This is a genomic window from Streptomyces sp. NPDC026538, from assembly GCF_055567535.1.
On record NZ_JBVHQG010000001.1, the window covers coordinates 445,115 to 468,375 of the forward strand.

The following is a 23,261-nucleotide window of genomic DNA, read 5'->3' on the forward strand; positions in this document are numbered from 1 at the left end:
CCCATCACCTGTGCGGGGCCGCCTCCCGGTCTCAGGAGTCGGCACCCGGCCTGTCCACGAGTTCCACCTGGTCCACCGCGTTGCACCAGCGGCAGCGCACCGACTCGATGGTCTCACTGACCACCTCGCGCTCCTCGACCTTGGGCTCACCGGCCAGGTCGAGGTGCACGTACTCCACGACCTTCGACGAGCGGGTCACGTCGAACCTCGTGAGGTTGCCACAGAGGGTGCAGCGCCACCGCGTCGTGGCGGTCGGCAGGGGAACCGTCATCGTGACTGTTCGCTTCCTTCTAGTGTCCGTGACGCGCCGTCCCGACGCGTGTGGCTCGTTACCCTACGGCCTGGCGAGTACTCGACGCCGCCCCGTCCAGGGCGGCGAGGCGATCTGCACCAGTGCATCCCGTTACGTCATGCTCTATGTCCATGATCGGCAACTGGAACACGACGGCCGGCCGGACGCTGCGGAGCCTGAGGGGGACGTCGGCGCCCATGACGTACACCCTGATCGCCGTGTGCTGCCTGATCTTCGTGCTCGGCCCGGCGTCCGGCTTCACCCCGTCCTACGGCACCGGGGACGCCCTGGCGGCCGCCCAGCGCGCGTACTTCCGGCGCTGGGGGGTGGTCCCCGCCGACCTGTTCGACGGTCCGGCGCGGGAGGTGCTCACCCCGGCCACGGCGCTGTTCATCCACGGCAGCTGGGTGCACCTGCTCGGCAACATGCTCTTCCTCTTCGTCTTCGGGGCGATGACCGAGGAACGGATGGGCCGCGTCGAGTTCACCCTCTTCTACATCGGCTGCGGCTACCTCGCATTGCTCGGCTACGCGGCCGCCAACGCCACGTCCCAGCAGTCGCTGGTGGGGGCGTCCGGGGCGATCTCGGCGGTCCTCGGAGCGTTCCTGTACCTGTTCCCCAACGCCCGCGTGACCAGTCTTCTGCCGTTCCTCTTCTTCCTTCCGCTGCGGTTCCCGGCCTGGGTGGTGCTCCCCTTCTGGGCGGCCCTGCAGTGGGTCGCCCTGAACCAGGCCCCCTCCGGCCCCGGCGTGGCCTACCTCGCCCACCTGGTCGGCTTCGGACTCGGCGTCGGCTACGCGTGGGTGCGGTACGGCCGTGGGACTAAAGTGAAGGCCGCCCCAGCTCCGGCACCCGAGGGAGAGAACCAGCCGTGATCACCGCGATCGTCCTCATCAAGACCAGCGTGGACCGGATCCCCGAGATCGCGGAACAGATCGCCGCGCTGGACAGCGTCAGCGAGGTCTTCTCCGTCACCGGTACGTACGACCTGATCGCCATGGTCCGGGTGCGCGAGCACGAGGATCTGGCCGAGGTGATCCCGGGCCGGATCAGCAAGATCCAGGGCGTGGAGGGCACGGACACGCACGTCGCGTTCCGCACGTACTCCCAGCACGACCTGGAGGCCGCGTTCGCCATCGGCCTGGACAGCTAGCGGACGCCGTTCACCCAAGCGCCCCGTCAGGGGCGCGGGGAACTGCGCGCTCAGCCCCCACCGGCCCGCACCGCGGTCGTCTGCGGGTCCGTCGTGGCTGGTCGCGCAGTTCCCCGCGCCCCTTGCGGGGCGCTGATCACACCGCCGGGACGCAGCGGCCTTCTTCCGTGCGGTACGTCCACTTGGCGCCGTGGGCAACCAGTTCCTTCACGGCGTTCGCGAAGCGCTCCACGTGCTCGTCGGGCGTCCCCGCCCCGAAGCTCACCCGGATCGCGTTGAGGGACTTCTCGCCCGGTGCCGCCTCCGGCGCCCCGCACTCGCCCTGGGTCTGGGGGTCGGAGCCCAGCAGGGTCCTGACCAGCGGGTGGGCGCAGAAGAGGCCGTCGCGGACGCCGATGCCGTACTCGGCGGAGAGGGCGGCGGCGAAGTGGGAGCTGTTCCAGCCCTCGACCACGAAGGAGAGCACGCCCACGCGGGGGGCGTCGTCGCCGAAGAGGGACAGGACACGGACCTCGGGCACCTCGGCGAGGCCCTCCCGGACCTTGGCGATCAGGTGCCGCTCGCGGGCGACCAGCGTGTCGAAGCCCGCCTCGGTCAGCGCCTTGCAGGCGGCGGCGATCGAGTAGGCGCCGATGACGTTCGGGGAGCCCGCCTCGTGCCGCGCAGCGCTGTCGTGCCACTCCACGGCCACTCCCCCGTCCGCGCGCCGGGTGACCTTGCGGCTGGCGCCGCCGCCCGCGAGGTACGGCTCGGCCGCCCGCAGCCAGTCGGCGCGGCCGGCCAGGACGCCGGAGCCGAAGGGGGCGTACAGCTTGTGGCCGGAGAAGGCGATCCAGTCGACGTCCAGCTCGCGGACGCTCACCGGGTGGTGCGGGGCCAGCTGGGCCGCGTCCAGGACGATCCGGGCGCCGTGCGCGTGCGCGGCGGCGGCCAGCTCACGGACCGGCCACAGCTCGCCGGTGACGTTCGAGGCGCCGGTGACGCAGACCAGGGCCGGGCCGTGCGGGTCACGGTCGGCGAGGGCCTTCTCCAGGGTCTCCACGGCCTGGCGCGGGGTGCGCGGGGCGTCGAGGTAGCTGACCCGGGCGTCCTGCCAGGGCAGCAGGCTCGCGTGGTGCTCGGTCTCGAAGACGAAGACCTGGCAGCCGGCCGGGAGGGCGCGGGCCAGGAGGTTCAGGGAGTCCGTGGTCGAGCGGGTGAAGACCAGCTGGTCGTCCTCACGGCAGTCGAGGAACTCGGCGACGGTCCGGCGGGCGTTCTCGAAGAGGTCCGTGGAGAGCTGGGAGAGGTAGCCGGCGCCGCGGTGGACGCTGCCGTAGTAGGGCGCGTACGCGGCCACGTCGTCCCAGACACGCTGGAGGGCGGGGGCGCTGGCCGCGTAGTCGAGGGCGGCGTAGGTGACCTCGCCACCGGTGACGAGCGGGACGATGACATCCCGCCCCAGAACGGGCAGGGGAGCACAAACCGACTGGGCGGAGGCGGCGGTGGAGACGGACATGGCGGAACTCCCGTGAGAGGAAGGAAGAAAGGGAAAAGGGTGCGCGGAAGTGGGGGCTCGACGCCCTAGCGCATTCGCTTGCTCACGGGGGACTCCCTCGATGACCAGGATCCCTGGGCTTTGCTCATTCAGAAGAGCGTGAGGGATCCGCGCTTGCCGCAGACCTCGCTGCCTACGGCCTGGTCTTCACCCGGGGCACCCCGCCACGGACGGAGGGTTGCCGGACAGTCGGCCGGGGCCTCATGACTGTCACTCATGACCTGAGTGGAAAACTAGATGAGGTGATCGCCGGCGCGCAACTCCTGTCCGGATGACGGACTGCCGAGGGCGCCGGCGCCACATGCTCTCTTCCGTTGGGCGCCTACCGGTTGGTGGCCGCCGCCCAGCGCTCCAGCACCCGCTTGGCCGCGCCCGAGTCGATCGACTCCGCGGCCTTGTCCATGCCGGCACGGATCTGCTCGGCGAGCGTTCCGGTGCCCGGGTCCAGGGCCACCAGGGCCGCCGCCGAGTTCAGCAGGACCGCGTCACGGACCGGGCCCGTCTCGCCGTCCAGCAGCCGGCGCGCGACCTCCGCGTTGTACGACGGGTCGCCGCCGCGCAGCGCCTCCACCGGGACCAGCTCGATGCCGGCGTCCCGCGGGTCGAAGGTCTCCTCGGTGACCTTGCCGTCGCGGACGATCCAGACGTGGGACGTGGCGGTGGTCGTCAGTTCGTCGAGGCCGTCGTCGCCGCGGAAGACCAGGGAGGAGTTGCCGCGCTCGGCGAAGACGCCCGCGACGACCGGTGCCATGCGCGGGTCCGCGACGCCGACCGCCTGGGACCGCACCTGCGCGGGGTTGGTCAGCGGGCCGAGGATGTTGAACACCGTGCGGATGCCCAGCTGGCCGCGGGCCGCGCCGGCATGGCGCAGCGCCGGGTGGAACTTGACGGCGAAGCAGAAGGTGATGCCGGCCTCCTCGGCGACCTCGGCCACCCGCCGCGGGGTCAGGTCGAGGTTGACGCCGAGCTTCTCCAGCACGTCCGAGGCGCCGGACGCGGAGGACGCGGCCCGGTTGCCGTGCTTGACGACCTTCGCCCCGGTGCCGGCCACCACCAGCGCCGACATCGTGGAGATGTTCACCGTTTTGGCGCCGTCACCGCCGGTGCCGACGATGTCGACCGTGCGGCCCGGTACCTCGATGACGTTGGCGTGCGCGTACATCGTGCGGACCAGGCCGTTGATCTCGTCCACCGTCTCGCCCTTGGCCCGCAGGGCGACGACGAAGCCGGCGATCTGGGCGTCGGTCGCCTGGCCGCGCATGATCTGGTCCATCGCCCAGGCCGTCGCGTCCGCGCTCTGGTCCTGGCCGTAGAGCAGCGCGTTCAGCACCTCGGGCCAGGAACGGCCCGCCGCGATGTCGCCTCCAGCGGGGGTCACAGCGCTCATAAGGCCGCTCCTGATCGTCGTACCGGCAAAAAACGGTGTCAGGCCTACCCTATCCAGCCCCGGGCACGGCGAAGGGCCCCCATCCGTACACCGGACGGGGGCCCTTCGACCGTGGCGTGGCGACGCGGTCGATCAGTGGTGGCCGTGGCCGCTCGTGATCTCCTTGTACTCCTCGACGGTGGGCTTCGGGATCTGGTTGTCCTCGCCGTAGTAGGCGCTGCTCAGCTTGGCGCGGAGCTTCTCGGAGCCCTTGATCTTGCGCTCGACACCGTTCTCGTCCACCGCCGCGCCGATCTCGGCCGGCTCGTACTGGTGGTGGGCCGTGAGGGTGTGCAGCTGCTCCTGGCTGAGCGGCTCGTGCACCTCGATGAACTCACCGTGCGGCAGCCGCTTGATGATGCCGGTCTCACGACCGTGCAGCACCTTCTCGCGGTCCCGGCGCTGCAGGCCGAGGCAGATCCGCTTGGTGACGAGGAACGCGATCACCGGTCCGGCGAAGAAGAAGATCCGGACGAACCAGGTCACGTCGTTGATCGACAGGTGGAAGTGGGTGGCGAAGAGGTCGTTGCCACCACCGACCAGGCCGATCATGTACACGGTCACCCAGGCGACACCGAAGCCGGTGCGGGTCGGGGCGTTGCGCGGCCGGTCCAGGATGTGGTGCTCGCTCTTGTCGCCGGTGACCCAGGACTCGATGAACGGGTAGAGCGCGATCGCGCCCAGCACCACACCGAACAGGACCAGCGGGATGAAGACGCCCAGGACCAGGGTGTGGCCCCAGAAGTTGATCTCCCAGCCCGGCATGTAACGGATCAGACCCTCGGCGAAGCCCATGTACCAGTCGGGCTGGGCGCCGGTGGACACCTGGTCCGGACGGTAGGGGCCCATGGCCCAGATCGGGTTGATCTGGGTGGTCGCCGCGATGACCGCGATGACACCGAAGACCAGGAAGAAGAAGCCTCCGGCCTTGGCCATGTAGACCGGCAGCAGCGGCATGCCGACGACGTTCTTCTCGGACTTTCCGGGACCCGCGAACTGCGTGTGCTTGTGGTAGAAGACCAGGATCAGGTGGCCCACCACCAGGCCGAGCATGATGCCCGGCAGCAGCAGGATGTGGATCGAGTAGAACCGGGCGACGAAGTCGTGGCCGGGGAACTGCCCGCCGAAGAGGAAGAACGAGATGTACGAGCCGACGATCGGCATCGACAGGATCGCACCCTCGGTGAAGCGGACACCGGTGCCGGAGAGCAGGTCGTCCGGGAGCGAGTAACCGGTGAAGCCGGTGAACATGCCGAGGACGAACAGCAGGAAGCCGAACAGCCAGTTGATCTCACGCGGCTTGCGGAACGCGCCGGTGAAGAACACGCGCATCATGTGCACGAACATGCCGGCGAGGAAGATCAGCGCGGCCCAGTGGTGGATCTGCCGGATGAGCAGACCACCGCGCACGTCGAAGGAGATGTGCAGGGTCGAGTTGAACGCCTCGGACATCATCTGTCCCTGGAGCGGGACGTAGCTGCCGTGGTACACCACCTCGTTCATCGACGGGTGGAAGAACAGCGTCAGGTACACACCCGTGAGGATGATGATGATGAAGCTGTACAGGCACACTTCGCCCAACATGAACGACCAGTGGTCGGGGAAGATCTTGCGCATGTTGGACTTGGCCAGGGAGTAGATCCCGAGCCGTCCGTCGGCCCAGTCGGCGACGCGCTCGCCGGCCGGTGCCTTCCCGCGTGAGCGGGTCTCGTCGTTGGTCGTAGTGCTCATCCGCGCTCCCAGAAAGCAGGACCGACGGGCTCCTCGAAGTCGCCGAGCGCCTGGAGGTAGCCCTCCTCGCTCACACCGATGCGCAGCTGCGGCAGGGCGTGACCGGCCGGGCCGAAGATCACTCGGGCACCGTCGGAGAGGTCGAAGGTGGACTGGTGGCACGGGCAGAGCACATGGTGGGTCTGCTGCTCGTACAGCGAGATCGGGCAGCCCACGTGGGTGCAGATCTTCGAGTAGGCCACGATGCCCTCGTGGGACCACTCCAGCTCGCGCTTGTCCTTGATGTTGTCCGGCTGCAGCCGGATGATCATCAGGGCCGCCTTCGCCATCACGTTCTGGAAGTCCTCCTGGGACTCCTCGACGCCCTCGGGCTTGGCGAAGGTCAGCGAGCCGACGGCGACGTCGGAGGGACGCAGCGGCTCGTTGGTGTTCATGTTGACGAGCAGCTTGCCCTTCGACCACGCCGTGTGCCGCAGCGAGGTGCCGGGCAGCGGGCCGAGGTCGCGCAGCAGCACCACACCGGAGAGCGGGACCAGGGTCAGCGCGCCGAACATGGTGTTGCGGATCAGCTTGCGCCGGCCGAGCGCCGATTCCTTGGCGCCCTGCTTGAAGTCGGCCAGGACCTTGGCCTTGACCTCCGGCGGCGCCGAGATGGCGTGCCGCTCGTCGGCGACCTCCACGTCGGACATCAGGGTGCGGGCCCAGTGGACCGCGCCCGCGCCGATGCAGAACAGCGCCACACCGAGGGTCAGGCCCAGCGCGAAGTTCAGCGCGCTGATGTGACCGATCGGGAAGACGAAGATCGACTTGTCTTTCGGGATCGTCACATAGGAGGCGATGAAGCCGACGGTGGCCAGCATCGACACCGTGAACAGCAGGGCCACGACGCGCTCGGACCGCTTGGCGGCCCGCTCGTCGATGTCCTGGATCCGGTGCTCGTGAGGCGGCAGACCGGGGTCCGCGAACGGGTCCTTCTCGTCCGCGATGCTCACGGCGCCGTGCGCGTGGCCCTGCTCAGCGGGCAGGTTCTCTTCTGGAATCTCTTGGCTACTCATGACTTCTTGGCCTTTGCGGTCCGAGCGGCGACCCAGACGGCGACGGCGATCATGGCGCCGAGACCGAAGATCCAGGCGAACAGGCCCTCGCTGACCGGCCCGATGCCGCCCAGGTTGAGACCGCCGGGGTTCTCCGTCTTGGGGCTGTTGACCGCGTCGAGGTACGCGATGATGTCCTTCTTGTTCTTCTCCGACAGCGTGGTGTCGGGGAAGGACGGCATGTTCTGCGGGCCCGTCTGCATGGCCTCGTAGATGTGCTTCGGGTCGACGCCTTCCAGGCTCGGCGCGAACTTGCCCTTGGTCAGCGCGCCACCCGCACCCACGAAGTTGTGGCACTGCGCGCAGTTGGTGCGGAAGAGCTCACCGCCCGCGGCGATGTCGGCACCACCCGGGCCGTACTGCTCCTTGGTGGGCACCTCGGGACCGGCGCCCAGCGAGGCGATGTACGTCGCGAGCTGGGTGATCTGGGCCTGGGTGTAGATGTTCTTCTTCTTGACGACCTGCGGGCCCTGCGAGGTGGCGGCCGGCATACGGCCGGTGCCGACCTGGAAGTCGACCGCCGCGGCGCCCACGCCGACCAGGCTGGGACCGTCGGACGAGCCCTGACCGCCGGTGCCGTGGCAGCTGGCACAGCCGACCGAGTAGAGCTTCTTGCCCTCCTCAATGGTCAGGGACTGGGAGGTCTCATCGGCCTGCGCCCGGCCCGCGGGCGCGAGCGCGGCGTACAGCCCCCCAGTGGCCGCCAGCGCAAAGAGTAGGACGACGACCGCCGCCAGCGGATGGCGTCGTCGTGCGGAGAGCTTTTTCACGGATTACCCCGGTGTCAGGATCTTCTGCGTCGATGCTTCTGGGTTGTGCGCTTCTGCAGCGCGTGGAGCCGGCCCGGCTACTTGATCAGGTAGATCGTGGCGAAAAGGCCGATCCAGACGACATCGACGAAGTGCCAGTAGTAGGACACGACGATGGCCGCGGTCGCCTGCTCGTGCGTGAAGCGCTTCGCCGCGTAGGTGCGGCCGAGGACGAACAGGAAGGCGATGAGGCCGCCCGTCACGTGCATCCCGTGGAAGCCGGTGGTCAGGTAGAACACCGAGCCGTACGGGTCGGAGGAGAGCGAGATCCCGTCCTCCTTCACCAGGCTGGTGTACTCGTAGATCTGGCCGCCGATGAAGATCGCGCCCATCACGAAGGTGACGATGAACCAGCCCCGGAGCTTCTTCACGTCCCCGCGCTCGGCGGCGAACACGCCGAGCTGGCAGGTGAGGGAGGAGAGCACCAGGATCGTGGTGTTGGTCGCGGAGAACGGAATGTTGAGATGGCTCGCCATCTCCTTCCAGTGATCCGGACCGGTCACCGATCGCAGGGTGAAGTACATCGCGAAGAGGGCCGCGAAGAACATCAGCTCGGAACTCAGCCAGATGATGGTTCCGACGCTGGTGAGGTTCGGCCGATTGACCGACGGGTGCGCGTGCCCGGTTTCTACTGTCGTTGCTGTCGCCACGACCGACATTATGTCGGTCGCTTATCTCGCGCTCACTCCGGGGGGTGCCGTTCGGGGTGTCCGCACCGTGTGTACTGCCCGGATGGCCCATCGAAGCGGTGTTCCAACAGGTGTTGACGAGGTGTTCGGGGGAGTAGCATCCGGCGCATCGGTCCTGTCCGTACGACGACTCCCGTCCCCGCGTATCGGAGGAACAATGCAGCCGACCGCCACGGTGCTGGTCTACAGCGACGACTCCAACACCCGCGAGCAGGTACGGCTGGCCTCGGGCCGGCGGCCGGCTCCCGATGTGCCGTTCGTCGAGTTCGTGGAGTGCGCGACGCCCCAGGCGGTCGTCACCGAGCTGGACAAGGGCGGCGTCGACGTGTGCGTGCTGGACGGCGAGGCCGTGCCGCTGGGCGGCATGGGGCTGTGCCGGCAGATCAAGGACGAGGTGTTCAACTGCCCGCCGGTGCTGCTGCTGATCGGGCGGCCGCAGGACGCGTGGCTGGCCACGTGGAGCCGTGCGGACGCGGCTGTGACGCTGCCGGTGGACCCGGTGGAGTTCGCGGCCGCGCTGGCGTCTTTGCTGCGGCAGCGGAGGCTGCAGAGCGCGTAGGAGAGGGCGGGGCGCGGTGGGTTCGCGCGTGCGGGCCGCACGTGGCTGGTCCCGCCCACGCGGCGGTAGCCGCATATCGGCTACCGCCCCGCGCCCCTGGTTTCTCACACTGACGTCGGCTGCAAACGCGCCGCGTCCTGGGGCTTCGGGCCGTCCGGGGTGCCGTTGACGAGGGCGCTGCCGTTGCGCCAGTCCTTCCAGGCGAGGTTCCAGTCGCCGAAGCCGTTGCCGAAGTGCTCCATCTCCTCGCCGTTGGAGTTGACGACCTTCACCAGGTCGCCCGGGTGGAAGGTGTCGAAGAACCACTCGGCGTTCGAGGTGTTCATGCCGGTGCAGCCGTGGCTGACGTTGGCGTACCCCTGGGAGCCCACCGACCAGGGTGCGGCGTGGACGTACTCGCCCGACCAGGTCACCCGGGTGGCGTAGTAGACCGGGAGGTCGTACGAGTCCGAGGTGCCCTCGGCGATGCCGACCGTGCTGCCGCGCATGCGTACGAAGTACTGCTTCTCCAGTACGACCTTGACGCCGTTGCGGGTCTCGAAGCCCGGCTTGCCGGTGGTGATGGGGATCTGGTTGATCTCCTTGTCGTTCTTGTACACGGTCATCTGGTGGGCGCCGGCGTCCGTGACGGCGAGGAGCTTGTCGCCGATGGTGAGCTTCAGGGGCGCGGCCGCGCCGCCCCACAGGCGGTCGCTGATCCTGACGCCGTCCAGGTCGCTGTGCACCTGGACGGTGGCGTGGGCGGGCCAGTAGTCCTTGGGCCGGTAGTGGAGTTCCTTGTCGCTCACCCAGTACCAGGCCCCGTCGACGGCGGGGACGGAGTCGACCCTGAGGGCGCGCTCCACGATGGCGCGCTGGGCCTTGTCCTTGACCGCGTGGTCGAGTTGGGCGGTGACGGGCTGGCCGACGCCGTACTCGCCCGCCTTGGGGCCGAAGGTGACCTTCAGCCGCTGCTGGGTGGTGGGCTTGCTGGTGTCGAAGGTGAGGACCTTGCGGCCGGGCGCGCCGTCCTCGTCCTCGGTGCTGACCTGGACCGTGTAGTGGGCGTTGGCGGCCAGCGGGGAGGTGCTGTGCCAGCGACGGCCGTCGGCGTCGAGTTCGCCCGCCACAAGGCGACCGGTGGCGTCCTCGGCCGTGACGTCCGTGATCCGGTCCTCGTCGCTCTTGGCGACGACCTCCAGCGGCTTGTCGGGGTCGGCCCGCTTCCCGGCGCCGGTGGGGGTGTTGAAGGAGACCTGGTCCGCCGCGTCGTACGGCTTGCCCGACAGCGGGTTGCCGTCCGATCCGCAGGCGGTGACGCCCGCGCCGAGGGCGGTCACCAGCAGGGTGCAGCTGACGACGGTACGGGCGCACGGAGAGTGACTCATATGGTCACGCTATGAGACGTTTTCCGGACCGGCACGCCAGGTACTCCGGACGGGGGACCGGCACTGCGCCGAAGGCGGCAACGGCCGGAAAAGCGGGAGCCCGGACCCTCCTGACAGAGGGTCCGGGCTCCCGGTGCGCTCGGCGCGTGCCTACTGGGTGCGGTTCTCACCGCGGTAGTACTCGAACACCCAGCCGAAGAGGCCGATCATGATGATGGGCGCCGAGAAGTACAGCAGCCACCAGCCGACCGCGACACCGAGGAAGGCCAGCGCGCCGCCGACACCGAGGGCGAGCGGCTGCCAGCTGTGCGGGCTGAAGAAGCCCACCTCGCCGGCCTCGTCCGCGACGTCGGCCTCCTTGTTGTCCTGGGCACCGGCGTCCACCCGCGAGGCCGTGAAGCCCAGGTAGAAGCCGATCATGATGCACAGGCCGAAGGCCATGAAGAGCGCCGTGGTTCCGGCCGCCTCCTTCGACCACACGCCATAGACGATCGCCATGGCGAGCACGAAGACGCTCAGCCACACGAACATGCGGCCCTGGATCTTCACTTGCCGGCCTCCTTGCTGCCCGTGACAGCGGCGACGGCCTGGCCGTGCTCCAGCTGCTCCAGGGCGGCGATCTCAGGGTGGTGCAGGTCGAACGCCGGGGATTCGCTGCGGATCCGCGGCAGGGTGAGGAAGTTGTGCCGCGGCGGCGGGCAGGAGGTCGCCCACTCCAGCGAACGGCCGTAGCCCCACGGGTCGTCGACCTCGACCTTCTTGCCGTACTTGGCCGTCTTCCACACGTTGTAGAGGAACGGCAGGATCGACAGGCCGAGCAGGAAGGAGCTGATCGACGAGATCGTGTTCAGCGTGGTGAAGCCGTCCTGCGCCAGGTAGTCGGCGTACCGGCGCGGCATGCCCTCGGCGCCCAGCCAGTGCTGGACCAGGAAGGTGCCGTGGAAGCCGATGAACAGCGTCCAGAAGGTGATCTTGCCGAGCCGTTCGTCGAGCATCTTGCCCGTCATCTTCGGCCACCAGAAGTGGAAGCCGGAGAACATCGCGAAGACGACCGTACCGAAGACCACGTAGTGGAAGTGGGCCACCACGAAGTACGAGTCGGACACGTGGAAGTCCATCGGCGGCGAGGCCAGGATGACACCGGTCAGACCACCGAAGGTGAAGGTGATCAGGAAGCCGGTGGCCCAGAGCATCGGGGTCTCGAAACTCAGTGACCCCTTCCACATCGTTCCGATCCAGTTGAAGAACTTCACGCCGGTCGGTACGGCGATGAGGAACGTCATGAAGGAGAAGAACGGCAGCAGCACACCGCCGGTGACGTACATGTGGTGCGCCCACACCGTGACGGAGAGACCGGCGATCGCGATGGTCGCCGCGATCAGACCCATGTAGCCGAACATCGGCTTGCGGGAGAAGACCGGGATGACCTCGGAGATGATGCCGAAGAACGGCAGGGCGATGATGTACACCTCTGGATGGCCGAAGAACCAGAAGAGGTGTTGCCAGAGCAGGGCTCCGCCGTTGGCCGCGTCGAAGACATGTGCCCCGAATTTCCGATCCGCCTCCAGCGCGAACAGCGCGGCGGCGAGGACGGGGAAGGCGAGCAGGACCAGGACGGCGGTCAGCAGCACGTTCCACACGAAGATCGGCATGCGGAACATGGTCATGCCCGGCGCACGCATGCAGATGATCGTGGTGATGAAGTTGACCGCGCCGAGGATCGTGCCGAAGCCGGAGAAGGCCAGACCCATGATCCACATGTCGGCGCCGATGCCCGGCGAGCGGACCGCGTCCGACAGCGGGGAGTAGGCGAACCAGCCGAAGTCGGCCGCGCCCTGCGGGGTGAGGAAGCCGCCGACCGCGATGGTCGAGCCGAACAGGTAGAGCCAGTAGGCGAACATGTTCAGCCGCGGGAACGCGACGTCCGGCGCCCCGATCTGCAGCGGCATGATCCAGTTCGTGAAGCCCGCGAACAGCGGCGTCGCGAACATCAGCAGCATGATCGTGCCGTGCATCGTGAACGCCTGGTTGAACTGCTCGTTCGACATGATCTGCAGACCGGGGCGAGCGAGTTCGGCGCGCATGAGCAGCGCCATCACTCCACCGATCAGGAAGAACGCGAACGACGTGACCAGATAGAGCGTTCCGATGGTCTTGTGGTCGGTGGTCGTCAGCCACTTCACCACGACATTGCCGGGCTGCTTGCGCCTGACCGGCAGCTCGTCAGCGTACGAGCCTTCAGCCGCGGCACCCTGGGGTTCGTTGAGGATGCTCACAGGTTGTTCGTCTCCCGGTTCTTCTCGTGGCTCGTCTGCGCGATGCCGGCGGGAATGTAACCGGTCTGCCCCTTCTTGGCGAGGTCCTTGAGGTGCTGCTGGTAACGCTCGGGCGAGACGACCTTCACGTTGAACAGCATCCGGGAGTGGTCGACGCCGCAGAGCTCGGCACACTTGCCGAGGAAGGTGCCCTCCTGATTGGGAGTCACCTGGAACGCGTTGGTGTGGCCCGGGATGACGTCCATCTTCATCAGGAACGGCACCACCCAGAAGGAGTGGATGACGTCACGCGAGGTGAGGACGAAGCGGACGGTCTCACCCTTGGGAAGCCAGAGCGTCGGACCGGGGTTGCCGGTCTGCGGGTTCCTGGTACCCGGAGTACCGACGTCGTAGACGCCACCGGCGGCGGCCGGGAACTCCTTCTTGAACCGGTCCGGAATGGCGTCCAGGTTCGCGTCGGTCTTCGCGTCGCCGGTGACACCGTCGACGGGCGTGATGTAGTTGAAGCCCCAGCTCCACTGGAAGCCGACCACGTTGACGGTGACGTCGGGCTTCTTGTCGGTGAGGCTGAGCAGCTTCGTCTCGTCACGCGCGGTGAAGTAGAACAACACCGAGACGATGATGAGCGGAACCACCGTGTACAGCGCCTCGATCGGCATGTTGTACCGGGTCTGGGCCGGCACCTCGATCTTGGTGCGGCTGCGCCGGTGGAAGATGGCGCTCCAGATGATCAGACCCCACACCAGCACGCCGACGGCGAGCGCGGCGGCCCAGGAACCCTGCCACAGGGAGAGGATCCGCGGAGCCTCTTCCGTGGTCGGGGTGGGCATACCAAGGCGGGGGAAGTCCTTGTATGTGCAACCGGTAGCGGTCGCAAGGACCAGGCCCGCGGTCATTGCCTGCAGCAGCTTCCGCCGCATCGGGCGCCGCGGCGAGCGGTCGGAGCCGTTGGGACTCACGTAGCGCCTTCCCGAGAGTCTCGCCCGCGCGGTTCGGCTGCGGCCTTCTCGCTGGTCGGTCGCCGCCCTGCGTCGGGCAGGGGTTTGGATGTTTATGCGGACCAAACCCTAGCCGACGCGATTCAGGGGTTCGCGGGGAGGGGGGCATACGCGTCGCCTGTCACTCGGTTGGGGTGGGAATGGGCGCCCAATAGCTCGGGTTGTCGCGGTTTGCGATACGGGTGCGGGTGCGTTGTGGTTGTCGCGCCCACGCAGCTGAGCTGCAGATGGGTACAGCCTCGCGCCCCTTGGGCCGGCTGTCCTCAGGAACGTTCTAACGTTGCCGTGTGTCCTACTTTGACGCCGCATCGGCCGCTCCCCTTCATCCCGTCGCCCGTCAGGCGCTGTTGGCCGCCCTGGACGACGGGTGGGCCGATCCTTCCCGGCTGTACCGCGAAGGGCGCAAGGCGCGCATGCTGCTGGACGCCGCCCGGGAGGCGGCTGCCGAAGCCGTCGGTTGCCGGGTGGACGAACTGACTTTCACCTCGTCCGGCAGCCGGGCCGTCCATACGGGTCTCGCCGGGGCGTTGGCCGGTCGTCGTCGCGTCGGACGTCACCTGATCGTGTCAGCCGTCGAACACTCCTCGGTGCTCCATTCGGCGGAGGTGTTCGAGGCGGACGGCGGCCAGGTGACCCAGGTGCCGGTGCGGCGGACCGGAGCGGTGGACGCCGAGTCGTACGCCGCCGCCCTCCGCGCCGACACCGCGCTCGCCTGCCTCCAGTCGGCCAACCACGAAGTGGGCACCGTGCAGCCGGTGGCGGCGGTGGCCGAGGTGTGCCGGGCGGCCGGGGTGCCGTTGCTGGTGGACGCGGCGCAGTCGCTGGGGTGGGGGCGCGTCGAGGGCGGCTGGTCACTGCTGACGGCGAGTGCGCACAAATGGGGCGGGCCGAGCGGGGTCGGGCTGCTGGTCGTGCGCAAGGGGGTGCGGTTCGCCCACCAAGGGGCCTCGGACGAGCGGGAGTCGGGCCGTGCGCCCGGCTTCGAGAACCTGCCGGCGATCGTCGCGGCGGCCGCGTCCCTGCGGGCCGTACGGGCGGAGGCCGAGCAGGAGGCGGTACGACTGCGGGAGCTGACGGCGCGGATCCGGGCGCGGGTGCCGCAGTTGGTGCCCGACGTGGAGGTGGTGGGGGACGCGGACCGGCGCCTGCCGGGGATCGTCACCTTCTCCTGTCTCTATGTCGACGGCGAGACATTGCTGCATGAGCTGGACCGGGAGGGCTTCTCCGTGTCGTCCGGATCGTCCTGCACGAGCAGCACGCTGACGCCCAGCCATGTGCTCAAGGCGATGGGGGTGCTGAGCGAGGGGAACGTGCGGGTGTCGCTGCCGGCGGGGGCGGCCGAGGCGGACGTCGACCGCTTCCTGGAGGTGCTCCCGGGGGCGGTGGCGGGGATGCGGGAGAAGTTGGGCGCCCCCGCGCCGGCAGCGACCGTACAGCAGGCGGAGGAAGTGGTCGTGGACTCGCTCGGCAAGCGGTGCCCGATCCCCGTCATCGAACTGGCGAAGGTGATCGGGAGCGTGCCGGTGGGCGGCAGGGTGCGGGTCCTGTCCGACGACGAGGCCGCACGACTCGACATCCCCGCGTGGTGCGAGATGCGGGGCCAGGAGTACGAGGGAGAGGAGAAGGCGGAAAGAGGAACGGCCTACCTGGTCCGCCGGATCAGCTGAGGCGCCCCGGCAGGGGCGCGGGGCTGTGTCGACTTGCGGCTACCGCCGCGGTGGGGGTCCCCCGCCCGAGCGGAGCCGAGAGTGGGGGAACGACCAGCCCCCCCACACCCGGAGCCGGACTCAGACCAGATACCCACGGACCTCTTCGGCGGCCTCGTCCCCGTACGCCTTCGTGAACCGCTCCATGAAGTGTCCGCGACGCAGCTGGTACTCCTGGGTGCCGACCGTCTCGATGACGAGGGTCGCCAGCATGCAGCCCACCTGGGCCGCCCGCTCCAGCGAGACCCCCCACGCCAGGCCCGAAAGGAACCCGGCGCGGAACGCGTCGCCGACACCCGTCGGGTCCGCCTTGCGCTCCTCGTCGGGGCAGCCGACCTCGATGGCCTCCTCGCCGGCCCGCTCGATCCGCACCCCGCGGGCGCCCAGCGTGGTGACCCGGTGGCCGACCTTCCCGAGGATCTCCTCGTCGCTCCAGCCGGTCTTGGTCTCGATCAGGCCCTTCTCGTACTCGTTGGAGAAGAGATAGGTCGCGCCGTCCAGCAGTATCCGGATCTCGTCGCCGTTCATCCGGGCGATCTGCTGGGAGAAGTCGGCGGCGAAGGGGATGCCCCGGGTCCGGCACTCCTCCGTGTGGCGGAGCATGCCCTCGGGGTCGTCCGCGCCGATGAGCACCAGGTCGAGGCCGCCGACCCGGTCGGCGACGGTCTTCAGCTCGATCAGGCGGGCCTCGCTCATCGCGCCCGTGTAGAAGGAGCCGATCTGGTTGTGGTCGGCGTCGGTCGTGCACACGAACCGCGCGGTGTGCAGGGTCTCGGAGATGCGCACGGAGTCCGTGTCGACGCCGTGCCGGTCGAGCCAGGCCCGGTACTCGTCGAAGTCGAAGCCCGCCGCGCCGACCAGGACCGGCCGGGTGCCGAGCTGTCCCATGCCGAACGCGATGTTGGCGCCGACGCCGCCCCGGCGGACGTCCAGGTTGTCGACCAGGAAGGACAGCGAGACCGTGTGCAACTGGTCCGCGACGAGCTGGTCGGCGAAGCGGCCGGGGAAGGTCATGAGGTGGTCGGTGGCGATGGAGCCGGTGACTGCGATGCGCACGGCTGGGACTCTCCTGAGGGGGAGGCGTGATTGACAGTTAACGCTACCGGGTCGGCGGGGGCGCCCTGAAGGTGCCAAAACTACCCGATAGTAGATCTTTCTTCGCGGCGCCCTACGTGCATACCGTTCGGTCATGACGAACCTCAAGGTCCACGCCCCCGCTCCGGCCGACCTCGACGGCGACCTTGCGTCGCTGCGCGGTGACTGCGCGCGGATGGCCCCGCACTGGGCGGTTCCCGATCACAGCGATGCCCGGCCGGTGCCGCCGTCACTCATCCACGGGGTGACTGTGCCGAAGAAGTCCGCCAGGCTGCTGGACGCGATGTCCGACTACGGCGACTGAGGCGCCCGGCGCGTTTCCAGGGAACCGCGCGCTCCCCTCCCGCGTCCCATCGCCGTCCCCCGTGAAGGGGAGGCGGGATACGACACGCGGCAAGGAGCGATGCGGTGAAGAGCGAGCGACCCGAGAACGAGGACGACGCGGCCGCTGGTGCCACCGGGGAGCCCCCGGAGACCCAGGCCACCACGGAGTCGCCGAAGGCAGCCGCCAGGCCCGACACGGGCCCCGCCGAGAGCACCGCCCGCCCGGAAGGGGAGCGGACCCCGGCAGAACCCCGAGCGACCCCTGAGCCGACCGCGCCCCCTGCCACAGAGGCGTCCCCCGAGCCCGCGGGCAACCCCGAGCCGGAAACGACCCGCGCCGCGGCCGAGGCCGAGCCGGAAACGACCCCCGAGCCCGCAGAGGCCCCCCGAGCGGCTGCCGGCCCCGCCGCCGAAACGACCCCCGCGCCGAACACGACTCCGGAGCCGGAGGCAGTGCCGGAGCGGGAGAAGAACCGCGCCTCGGAAAAAGCCCTGGAGACGGAGAAGGCCCCCGACTCGGACGCAACGTCGGAGCCGGACCCGGACGTCGTGCCCGAGTCCGAGGTGGCCTCGCTCTCCGGTGCCGAGGGGTTCGGGGCCGACGGCGGCCGTCCCGCCCGGCGTCGGTCTCCCGCTGTCATCGCCTCCGTGGCCGCCGCCGTGCTGCTGATCGGCGGCGGTGGGGCCTATCTCGCCGCGAGCGGCGGCTCCGGCGGCGGTACCGGGGCGGCCGGGACCGGCACCTCCGGTGGTGCCACTCCCCCGCCGCTCGCCCTGGACGGCTACTCCTCCGGCGGCAACGGGATCGCCCCGGGCGAGCCCAACCCCTACGGAGTGACCTACAGGGCGGGGGGAACGCTCCCCGGCGGCCCCGACTCGGCCGCGGTGTACCAGCCGGCCGACGAGGTCTCCAAGGACCGGGTGGCCGCGCTGGCGAAGGCGCTCGGGATCGAGGGGGCGCCGGTCGCCGAGGGCCAGGTGTGGAAGGTCGGCACCGACAACGACGGCTCCGGCGGGAGTCTCCAGGTGAACAGGGCCGCCCCGGGCATCTGGACGTACAGCCGCTACGCCCCCGGCACCGACAACTGCAAGTCCGGCCTGGTGTGCGCGCAGGATCCGGCGGCGCCGGCCGCAACCCCGGTGAGTGTCTCCGCCGCGGAGAAGGCTGCCGCCCCGGTCCTCAAGGCGCTCGGCCAGGACGACGCGAAGCTCGACGCGAGCCAGGTCATGGGCGCCCAGCGGGCGGTGAACGCCGATCCGGTGGTCGGCGGGCTGCCCACGTACGGCTGGACGACCGGGCTGACCGTCAGCAAGGCGGGCGAGGTCGTCGGCGGCAACGGGATGCTGGCGACGCCGGTCAAGGGCGACACGTATCCGGTGCTGAGCGCCGGGAAGACGCTGGGTCTGATGAACGCGGCGCCCCGCTCCGACCACCGGATGGGCATCGGCGGCTGCGCCAGTTCCGTACCGCTGAAGGACCGGCTGGAGCAGCCGTGCTCCGCCTCGACGTCGTCCGCCTCCTCGGCTTCCTCGGCTTCCTCGGCCGTGGTCCAGAACGCGGTGTTCGGGCTGGCCGCGCACTCCGTCGGCGGCCGGCAGGCGCTGGTGCCGTCCTGGCTGTTCCAGGTGCGCGGCGCGGCGGACTCGTACACCGTCACCTATCCGGCGGTGGACCCGAAGTACCTGGCCTCCGCCGCCTCACCGACGCCGAGCTCCTCCCCGGGGGCCCCGAAGGACGTGAAGGTGGACGGTTACACGGCCGACGGCAGTGAGCTGACCGTCGCCTTCACCGGCGGGGTGTGCGCCGACTACAAGGCGACCGCGGACGAGGGCTCGGAGCAGGTGGTGGTCAAGGTGACCGAGACGCCCTGGCCGGACAAGATCTGCGTCATGATCGCCAAGCAGTACCACCAGACGGTGCATCTCAAGGCGCCGCTGGACGGCCGGAAGGTGGTCGGCACGGACGGCAGGGCGGTCCCTAAGGAGAAGGCGACCACGCTCGACCCGCAGGTGGGCTGAGGACGAGGACACACGAAGGCGGCGGCCCCTCCGGGAGGGGCCGCCGCCTTCGTTCCGCTTGCCGGCCGGCTCGGCCGGCCGTGTCGGCTCAGCTGAAGGAGTCGCCGCAGGCGCAGGAGCCGGTCGCGTTCGGGTTGTCGATCGTGAAGCCCTGCTTCTCGATGGTGTCGACGAAGTCGATCGACGCGCCGCCCAGGTAGGGAGCGCTCATGCGGTCGGTCACGACCTTGACGCCACCGAAGTCCTTGACGACGTCGCCGTCGAGGGAACGCTCGTCGAAGAAGAGCTGGTAGCGCAGGCCGGAGCAGCCACCGGGCTGGACGGCGACACGCAGGGCGAGGTCGTCACGGCCTTCCTGGTCGAGCAAAGCCTTGACCTTGGCCGCGGCGGCGTCACTCAGGATGATGCCGTCGGTGGCGGTGCTGGTCTCGTCCGATACGGACATCTACATCTCTCCCGGGTTGTACGGAGACTGCTTGCCGACGAGTGCAACCGGCGGGTCCGCTGTTTCATTCCGGGCCGGCATGCGCGTTCTCGCGTTTTTCTCTTCCTTCATGCTCGCACATGCCCGAAGTCACGCCCAGCGGCCCGATGACCACTCCCCGACCACACCACAACCACCCCGCGGCCACTCTCCCGCAACCCTCCCGTACGGCGCCGGGATTCACGTCACATCGACACAATGGGCATCGTCAAACTGACGTGAAGCGGTTATGATAGATAACGTCAGAACGACGAAAAGTAGAAAGGGTGCGTGTCGTGACCACCGCCCAGACCACGGAGCTCGACGTACAGCCGACTCCGCTCGCCCTGCTGCTGCTCGGCCGTGAGGCCGACCCGAAGAGCGAGCGGGGCGTCGAGTGTCCCGGCGACCTGCCCTCGCCGTCCGACCCGGACCTGGCCGCGCGCGCCCGCGCGGCCAAGGAGAAGCTCGGCGACAAGGTCTTCGTGCTCGGCCACCACTACCAGCGCGACGAGGTCATCCAGTTCGCCGACGTCACGGGCGACTCCTTCAAGCTGGCCCGGGACGCGGCCGCCCGCCCGGAGGCCGAGTACATCGTCTTCTGCGGTGTGCACTTCATGGCCGAGTCCGCCGACATCCTGACCTCGGAGGACCAGAAGGTGGTCCTGCCCGACCTGGCGGCCGGCTGCTCCATGGCCGACATGGCGACGGCCGAGCAGGTCGCCGAGTGCTGGGACGTGCTGACGGAGGCCGGGATAGCCGAGCAGGTCGTCCCCGTCTCGTACATGAACTCGTCCGCGGACATCAAGGCGTTCACCGGCAGGCACGGTGGCACCATCTGTACCTCGTCCAACGCCCAGCGGGCCCTGGAGTGGGCCTTCGAGCAGGGCACGAAGGTGCTCTTCCTCCCCGACCAGCACCTCGGCCGCAACACCGCCGTCCGGGACATGGGCATGTCCCTGGACGACTGCGTGCTCTACAACCCGCACAAGCCGAACGGCGGCCTCACCGCCGACCAGTTGCGCGACGCGAAGATGATCCTGTGGCGCGGCCACTGCTCGGTGCACGGCCGGTTCAGCCTGGACTCGGTGGCCGACGTGCGCGAGCGCATCCCCGGGGTGAACGTCCTGGTGCACCCGGAGTGCAAGCACGAGGTGGTGGCCGCGGCCGACTACGTCGGTTCGACCGAGTACATCATCAAGGCGCTGGAAGCCGCGCCCGCCGGCTCCAAGTGGGCGATCGGCACGGAGCTGAACCTGGTCCGCCGGCTGGCGAACCGTTTCGCTCCCGAGGGCAAGGAGATCGTCTTCCTCGACAAGACCGTCTGCTTCTGCTCCACCATGAACCGCATCGACCTCCCCCACCTGGTCTGGACCCTGGAGTCGCTGGCCGAGGGCAACCTGGTCAACCGGATCGAGGTCGACAAGGAGACGGAGAAGTTCGCCAAGCTGGCCCTGGAGCGGATGCTGGCGCTCCCGTAGCCGTACGACCCGAGGTCACCCCGAGACGGGCTTCCGCTCGGGGTCGGCCGGGTCGAGGGTGAAGATCGTGCCGTCGGAGGTGGAGAGGACCAGGGCGCCCCGGTTGAACCACACGGTCGGCAGCAGGCCGCTGTTGCCCAGCACCTCGGCGCGGGCGGGGGACTCCCACAGCACGGTGCCCTTGGCGGTGTCCAGCGCGACCACCCGCCCGCTCGCGCCGGCCATGAAGAGCGTGCGGCCACTCGCGTCCACCGAGGCCTGGCCCGGCGATTCCAGGGTGGTGTGGCTGTTCCACCGCTTCTCCCCCGTCGTCGGGGAGAAGGCGGTGACCAGGCCGCTGGAGGTGGCGAGGTAGAGGGTGCCCCGGGCCAGGGTGGGCAGTCCGCCCCGGTAGTGCTCGGGCAGGGACGTCAGGGTGCGCTTGCCGGTGTCGGGGTCGACGCGCACGATGCGGGTGTAGATCAGGTCGGGACCGTTGTCGACGTCCTGGTCGTCGGCCTCCAGGAAGACCAGCTGTCCGGAGAGCGTGCCCACGAAACTGCCCGTCTGGGCGGGTGAGTTCAGGGTGCGCACCGGCCCGTCCGCCGGGTCGACGGCGAAGAACTTCGTGGCGTGCGAGCCGTCCGTCTGATCGCCGCAGTCCACATAGGGAAAGTCCCCCACGGCGAGCAGCGAGCAGAGCCAGCCCTGGGGCACGGGCACGGTTCTGCGCACACTGCCGTCGCGCGCCGAGCGGATGGTGACCGCGCTGCCGTCGCCCTCCTGGGTCAGGGTCACCCCGTCGGCGTAGGCCGACCCCAGGCTGTCGGTGCGTACCGCGTGGGACCAGATCCTCGCGCCGTTCCGGCTGTCGAGCGCCATGACGGACTGCGCCTGTCCCGCGCCGTTGGTGTCGGTGACCTGCAGTTCGACGAGGACCCGGCCGTCGTCCACGCCGAGGACGGTGGTGATGTAGCGGTCGGCCGGGATCCCCGCGGGTGCGATCGGGGAGCGCCACAGGGTCCGGCCGGTGGTGGCGTCGACCCGGGTGGGCAGGAGGGCGGTGCCGCCGCAGTAGACGGAGGAGCCGTCGGAGACGCAGGAGGGCGAGGTGTCGCCCTCGTAGCCCGGCGCCTTCTTCACCCCCTGCTCGGCGGTCGCGGACACCGTTGTCTGCCAGGGCTTCCAGCCGTCGGGGAGGGTGCCCCAGCGGGATCCGGGGGACGCCGAGGAGCCGGTGCGTGCCTCGCCGTCGCCGTTCCAGGGGCCCGGCAGGAAGTATCCGGTCAGGGCGATGGCGGTCACCGCGGCCGCGGCCAGCAGCAGCCGGGGGACGCGGCGGCGCGGGCGGTGGCCGGTGCCCGGCGGGGTGGTGGTGTCGAGGGACGGGGCGGTGCCGGGCCGTGCGGAGGGCAGGCGCAGGGTCATCGTCTGCGGTTCGGCGGACGACTCCGGCAGGGCCGTCGCGAACTCCCGGGCCAGTTCGTCCAGTTCGGGCCGGGCGGCCGGGTCCTTGGCCAGGCAGCGCACCAGGACCGCGCGCAACGGGCCGGTGACCCCGTCCAGTACGGGCTCGTTGTGGACCACTCGGTAGCCGGTCAGATAGGGGCTGTCGGCGTCGAAGGGGCCGCGTCCGGTGACGCAGTACACCAGCAGCGCGCCGAGCGAGAAGACGTCCGAGGCGGGGCCGACCGTACGGGCGTCCGTGAACTGCTCCGGGGACATGAACGGCGGGGTGCCGACCATCTGCCCGGTCTCGGTCAGGGTGTTGTGGTTCTCGGCGGCCCGGGAGATGCCGAAGTCGATGACCCGGGGGCCGTCCTCGGCCATCAGGACGTTGCCCGGTTTCAGGTCCCGGTGCACCACCCCGGCCCGGTGGATGTCCCGCAGCGCCTCCACCAGGCCCAGGGCCAGCGGCCGCAGCTCGGTGACGCGGAGCGCGCCCTGGGACCGGATACGGGCGGCGAGGGAGGGGCCTGGCACGTACTGCGTGGCCATCCAGGGGGCCGGCGCGTCCGGGTCGGCGTCCAGGACGGGGGCGGTGAAGGCGCCGCTGACCCGGCGGGCGGCCTCGATCTCCTGCCGGAACCGGGCGCGGAAGACCGGGTCCTCGGCGTACTGGGCGTGCACCACCTTGACGGCGACCTCGCGCCCGGAGCGCGACCGGCCCCAGTAGACGATGCCCATCCCGCCGGCCCCGAGCCGGTCGGCCAGCCGGTACCCGCCGAGGGACCTCGGGTCGTCCTTGTGCAGCGGCACGCCG

At 69.5% G+C, this 23,261-nt stretch carries 21 protein-coding genes and 1 riboswitch; of the genes, 7 read left to right on the forward strand and 14 right to left on the reverse strand.

Annotated elements, in window-relative coordinates; translation table 11 throughout:
- Positions 1-31: 31 nt before the first annotated feature.
- Positions 32-271, reverse strand: a complete 240-nt coding sequence (locus tag ACZ4N4_RS02055; RefSeq protein WP_009309707.1) for a hypothetical protein — start codon at positions 269-271, stop codon at positions 32-34.
- 152 nt (positions 272-423) lie between these two features.
- Between ACZ4N4_RS02055 and ACZ4N4_RS02060 the strand changes: the two genes are divergently transcribed.
- A complete protein-coding gene (locus tag ACZ4N4_RS02060) occupies positions 424-1,167 on the forward strand; it encodes a rhomboid family intramembrane serine protease (RefSeq protein ID WP_467583390.1) in 744 nt (247 codons plus the stop codon).
- Positions 1,164-1,445, forward strand: coding sequence for an Lrp/AsnC family transcriptional regulator (locus tag ACZ4N4_RS02065; protein WP_024882613.1), 282 nt, complete (start codon positions 1,164-1,166; stop codon positions 1,443-1,445). The genes ACZ4N4_RS02060 and ACZ4N4_RS02065 overlap by 4 nt, the downstream gene beginning before the upstream one ends.
- Before the next feature lie 136 nt (positions 1,446-1,581).
- On the opposite strand, the gene ACZ4N4_RS02070 is transcribed toward ACZ4N4_RS02065, so the two are convergent.
- The 6 genes from ACZ4N4_RS02070 to ctaE all read right to left on the reverse strand — a co-directional run bounded on the left by ACZ4N4_RS02070 (position 1,582) and on the right by ctaE (position 8,701).
- Positions 1,582-2,943, reverse strand: coding sequence for an aminotransferase class V-fold PLP-dependent enzyme (locus ACZ4N4_RS02070; RefSeq protein WP_453571488.1), 1,362 nt, complete (start codon positions 2,941-2,943; stop codon positions 1,582-1,584).
- 144 nt (positions 2,944-3,087) lie between these two features.
- Positions 3,088-3,204: riboswitch (SAM riboswitch) on the reverse strand.
- A 100-nt stretch (positions 3,205-3,304) separates the two neighbouring features.
- A complete protein-coding gene (gene trpD, locus ACZ4N4_RS02075) occupies positions 3,305-4,369 on the reverse strand; it encodes an anthranilate phosphoribosyltransferase (protein WP_467583393.1) in 1,065 nt (354 codons plus the stop codon).
- A 132-nt stretch (positions 4,370-4,501) separates the two neighbouring features.
- Positions 4,502-6,139, reverse strand: a complete 1,638-nt coding sequence (qcrB, locus tag ACZ4N4_RS02080) for a cytochrome bc1 complex cytochrome b subunit (protein ID WP_467583395.1) — start codon at positions 6,137-6,139, stop codon at positions 4,502-4,504.
- A complete protein-coding gene (gene qcrA, locus ACZ4N4_RS02085) occupies positions 6,136-7,194 on the reverse strand; it encodes a cytochrome bc1 complex Rieske iron-sulfur subunit (RefSeq protein WP_450759900.1) in 1,059 nt (352 codons plus the stop codon). Before qcrA ends, qcrB begins: the two co-directional genes overlap by 4 nt.
- Positions 7,191-8,003 (reverse strand): cytochrome bc1 complex diheme cytochrome c subunit, encoded by an 813-nt coding sequence (qcrC, locus tag ACZ4N4_RS02090; RefSeq protein ID WP_453571497.1) that lies wholly within the window; start codon positions 8,001-8,003, stop codon positions 7,191-7,193. Before qcrC ends, qcrA begins: the two co-directional genes overlap by 4 nt.
- A gap of 77 nt (positions 8,004-8,080) precedes the next feature.
- Positions 8,081-8,701: an aa3-type cytochrome oxidase subunit III gene (gene ctaE / locus ACZ4N4_RS02095; RefSeq protein ID WP_351695412.1), complete on the reverse strand. Its 621-nt coding sequence runs from the start codon at positions 8,699-8,701 to the stop codon at positions 8,081-8,083.
- A 187-nt stretch (positions 8,702-8,888) separates the two neighbouring features.
- Between ctaE and ACZ4N4_RS02100 the strand changes: the two genes are divergently transcribed.
- Complete coding sequence (locus tag ACZ4N4_RS02100; protein WP_453380246.1) at positions 8,889-9,290, forward strand: response regulator; 402 nt, start codon at positions 8,889-8,891, stop codon at positions 9,288-9,290.
- 104 nt (positions 9,291-9,394) lie between these two features.
- Here the strand turns inward: ACZ4N4_RS02100 and ACZ4N4_RS02105 are convergent, their stop codons facing one another.
- From ACZ4N4_RS02105 to ctaC, 4 genes are all read right to left on the reverse strand, one after another.
- Positions 9,395-10,657 carry a L,D-transpeptidase gene (locus ACZ4N4_RS02105; protein WP_467583400.1) on the reverse strand — a complete coding sequence of 421 codons (1,263 nt, stop codon included), beginning with the start codon at positions 10,655-10,657 and terminating at the stop codon, positions 9,395-9,397.
- Between the two features lie 150 nt (positions 10,658-10,807).
- Positions 10,808-11,206 (reverse strand): cytochrome c oxidase subunit 4, encoded by a 399-nt coding sequence (locus tag ACZ4N4_RS02110; protein ID WP_046727399.1) that lies wholly within the window; start codon positions 11,204-11,206, stop codon positions 10,808-10,810.
- Positions 11,203-12,933 carry an aa3-type cytochrome oxidase subunit I gene (gene ctaD / locus ACZ4N4_RS02115; protein WP_453571503.1) on the reverse strand — a complete coding sequence of 577 codons (1,731 nt, stop codon included), beginning with the start codon at positions 12,931-12,933 and terminating at the stop codon, positions 11,203-11,205. The genes ACZ4N4_RS02110 and ctaD overlap by 4 nt, the downstream gene beginning before the upstream one ends.
- Positions 12,930-13,892: an aa3-type cytochrome oxidase subunit II gene (ctaC, locus tag ACZ4N4_RS02120; RefSeq protein WP_453571506.1), complete on the reverse strand. Its 963-nt coding sequence runs from the start codon at positions 13,890-13,892 to the stop codon at positions 12,930-12,932. Before ctaC ends, ctaD begins: the two co-directional genes overlap by 4 nt.
- Before the next feature lie 326 nt (positions 13,893-14,218).
- On the opposite strand from ctaC, the gene ACZ4N4_RS02125 reads away from it, so the two are divergent.
- Entirely contained in the window at positions 14,219-15,598 is a 1,380-nt protein-coding gene (locus tag ACZ4N4_RS02125) for an aminotransferase class V-fold PLP-dependent enzyme (RefSeq protein WP_467583403.1), read from the forward strand.
- Positions 15,599-15,718: 120 nt separating this feature from the next.
- On the opposite strand, the gene ACZ4N4_RS02130 is transcribed toward ACZ4N4_RS02125, so the two are convergent.
- Complete coding sequence (locus tag ACZ4N4_RS02130; RefSeq protein WP_450759886.1) at positions 15,719-16,693, reverse strand: carbohydrate kinase family protein; 975 nt, start codon at positions 16,691-16,693, stop codon at positions 15,719-15,721.
- 133 nt (positions 16,694-16,826) lie between these two features.
- On the opposite strand from ACZ4N4_RS02130, the gene ACZ4N4_RS02135 reads away from it, so the two are divergent.
- Both ACZ4N4_RS02135 and ACZ4N4_RS02140 read left to right on the forward strand, forming a co-directional pair.
- Positions 16,827-17,036, forward strand: coding sequence for a hypothetical protein (locus ACZ4N4_RS02135; RefSeq protein ID WP_093503947.1), 210 nt, complete (start codon positions 16,827-16,829; stop codon positions 17,034-17,036).
- Positions 17,037-17,605: 569 nt separating this feature from the next.
- The gene (locus ACZ4N4_RS02140; RefSeq protein WP_467585281.1) at positions 17,606-19,075 is read left to right on the forward strand and encodes a hypothetical protein; all 1,470 of its coding nucleotides are present in this window, start codon (positions 17,606-17,608) and stop codon (positions 19,073-19,075) included.
- An 88-nt stretch (positions 19,076-19,163) separates the two neighbouring features.
- Here ACZ4N4_RS02140 and ACZ4N4_RS02145 read toward each other — a convergent pair whose 3' ends face one another.
- On the reverse strand, positions 19,164-19,520 hold the full coding sequence (locus ACZ4N4_RS02145; protein WP_030951236.1) for an iron-sulfur cluster assembly accessory protein: 357 nt from the start codon (positions 19,518-19,520) through the stop codon (positions 19,164-19,166).
- Between the two features lie 314 nt (positions 19,521-19,834).
- Between ACZ4N4_RS02145 and nadA the strand changes: the two genes are divergently transcribed.
- Positions 19,835-21,019 carry a quinolinate synthase NadA gene (nadA, locus tag ACZ4N4_RS02150; protein WP_467583406.1) on the forward strand — a complete coding sequence of 395 codons (1,185 nt, stop codon included), beginning with the start codon at positions 19,835-19,837 and terminating at the stop codon, positions 21,017-21,019.
- Between the two features lie 15 nt (positions 21,020-21,034).
- Here the strand turns inward: nadA and ACZ4N4_RS02155 are convergent, their stop codons facing one another.
- The gene (locus ACZ4N4_RS02155; protein WP_467583409.1) at positions 21,035-23,257 is read right to left on the reverse strand and encodes a protein kinase domain-containing protein; all 2,223 of its coding nucleotides are present in this window, start codon (positions 23,255-23,257) and stop codon (positions 21,035-21,037) included.
- Positions 23,258-23,261: the final 4 nt, after the last annotated feature.